Origin of the sequence: Sediminitomix flava (assembly GCF_003149185.1) — a bacterium.
In the GTDB taxonomy this organism is placed as follows: Bacteria; Bacteroidota; Bacteroidia; order Cytophagales; family Flammeovirgaceae; genus Sediminitomix; species Sediminitomix flava.
The window spans coordinates 1-2,585 of sequence record NZ_QGDO01000024.1; the positions used below are offsets into that span (position 1 = coordinate 1).

Sequence of the window (2,585 nt, forward strand, 5' to 3'; positions counted from 1 at the left end):
GAATTGGCTGATGTGAAAGCATCTAAATTTGATCCTAAAGATAAATATGATTTGATAATTGGTTGGCCGTTTTAAAAATACACAACAAGGGGCATAGTTCACAGTCGTCATGCGACGCAATCCGCCTGCGACACCATGCCCGAGTCGTTAGGCTCCATTAAGTGGGCAAATTTTTAGAACAAGAAAAAATGAGTTTTTTAGATTTTCCCTTTTGCTGAAATCTTCATGGAATTTGATTTTCACAACGAACGAATTTTTAAGCAAACTGGAGTTATAAATGCGATTCTAACGCTATTCTAATTTTAGCTTTCATCCCAGTATAGCGTCATCGGATTCGACCTTAATTCATACTGATCTTTCCATTTTATTGGATAAAACCCAAGCGTAAATTGGGATTGAAAAGAGAATAGAATTTGAGAGCGCAATGAAATCGTTGGCATAGGATTTAAAAAATAAAAGTTCTGCGAGTGCGGTACAGGTAAAAATTAAAAACGGAGCCTAACAAAGAGCATAGCCCACAGGCAGCATGCGACGCTATCTGCCTGCGATACTATGCTCGGGGCGTTATAGGGAATGAATAAATTACTGATATGCTAGGAATAGTTTTAAAAGATAAGTTTACTTATTCAGGGTCAATTCAAGATCTTAAAGATCGACTTAGAAATAATAGACGAAATTTTGATATCGAATGGGAGTCAAGTAATGAGTTTATTGCAGTTTCAGAATCAGCATTTGGCGCAATGAGAGTTAATGATACTCCTGGAGAAGGAATTAAATGCTATTTTAAATTTTCAGAATTAGAAGACGGATTAACAGAGATAAAAGTTAGAACAAAAGTTAGACCTGAACTAATATTTTCTTTTGGATTTCTTTTATTTCTAATATATGCCTTACGTGAAGAAGGAACTGAAATACCTATTTGGGGAATATGTTTGATGTTATTAGCACCATTGTTTTTTGGTCTAATTTTACGAGTTCAAGAGTATGATTTAGTTAGTTCCGTAAAGGATTTTCTTAGATAAAAAGATCTAAACAAATTTTAAAAATCCCTATAACAAAGGGCATAGTTCACACCGCACTTACCGACAACACGACCTAAGTGCATTACCATGCCCGATTCGTTATGCTCAATGTAAGTTTAGTATGAAAGAAAATTCTTTTGAAATCAAAGATTATCGATTTGAGGTTTTATTTGGAGTTATATGCTTAGGTTATCAAGAACTTGATTTTCAAGAAGACTTCTTTGTAAATAAAAGTACTCGAGATATACTAGATGTTACAATTAAAAATGAGTTGTTCAATCTTTCAACTTTTTCTAGTCATCTAGACAAATTTTTACAATTAAATGAACACAGAGATGATTTAAAGTATGTCAAGAGTAGAATTGAAGATGATCAATTACCTTATTATATTTTTGAACATCCATTTACTTACAAAAATTTAGTAGTTGACGATTTTATCAATCTTAGTAAAGAAGATTATATTCATAAACGATGGCGTAGAGTATTTACTGATGAAATGTGGTATACTCCTAAAGAGTGTTTAGCGGAATTTATTAAAGAATTTGAAAACCTATTTCTCAGTAAACTTGAAACGAAAGAATATTGGAATATTTCCCAACAAGCTATTAAAGATCAAAAAGATAAGTATGATTATGTTGCTTTTGAAATTGGAGAGTATTTCGAGTATGAGTATTACTTGAACATTGATAGGGAAAATAAAAAACTAAAAATTCTTTACGTCAGTGCAGACTAAATAAAAGAGCATAACAAGGGGCATATTGCACAGTTAGGTATGCGACGCAACCTAGCTGCGACACCATGCCCGAGTCGTTGTGCTAAATAGGAAAAATGGAAATAATTTTAATCATTTCGATTCTACTGGGACTCTGGATTATTAGTCTCTGTAGATTATATAAATGGACGAAATTTTGGATGTTTTTTGTGATTAACTTAATAATCTTAATTGGATATATATTTGTGTTTACTCGATTTCAATTAAGTTTTTTAGGTCATGATGAATATGGTTTAGCTAAGTTATTTTTAATTATCTCAGTAGTTTCGATTCATATAATAGCGGTATTTATTTTTGCTATTTTTAAATACAGACAATTAAAGTAATTATAACTTAGTTGATGAGTCTAATTTGATATTTTGAACAAATTCAAAAATTCGATTAGAGTGAAGTAGATTTGATATGATTGAAGTTTTAGTGGATTCATAAACGGTAAATTGAGCTTAATCTTAGCTAAAATGAATTATAATTTCGCTCTTGTAATTCAGGAAAACGAACTTGAATTTTAGAACGTTAAGTGTTAAATAATTACTCGTGGATTTTAAAATCACAAGGAATCTCACTCTAAAGCAGAAAGTGAAAATAGCTCTGTAAATGTGTGTGATTGTATCACAAAAAATAAAAAACTCAGCACAACAAGGGGCATAGTCCACAGGCAGCATGCGACGCTATCTGCCTGCGATACCATGCCCGATACGTTATGACTAATAAAAATATGTTTCAATTCAATTGATTATTATAAATGAGGGTTTGATACAGTTTTTGATTTAAGGTTTATCGATAAGTTGTAT

General features: G+C 31.7%; 2 protein-coding genes. Both read left to right on the forward strand.

The features are described from left to right. The first annotated feature begins 590 nt into the window (after positions 1–590). Positions 591–1,022, forward strand: coding sequence for a hypothetical protein (locus tag BC781_RS25250; protein WP_109623325.1), 432 nt, complete (start codon positions 591–593; stop codon positions 1,020–1,022). Positions 1,023–1,143: 121 nt separating this feature from the next. Then, positions 1,144–1,755, forward strand: coding sequence for a hypothetical protein (locus BC781_RS25255; protein WP_109623327.1), 612 nt, complete (start codon positions 1,144–1,146; stop codon positions 1,753–1,755). Positions 1,756–2,585: the final 830 nt, after the last annotated feature.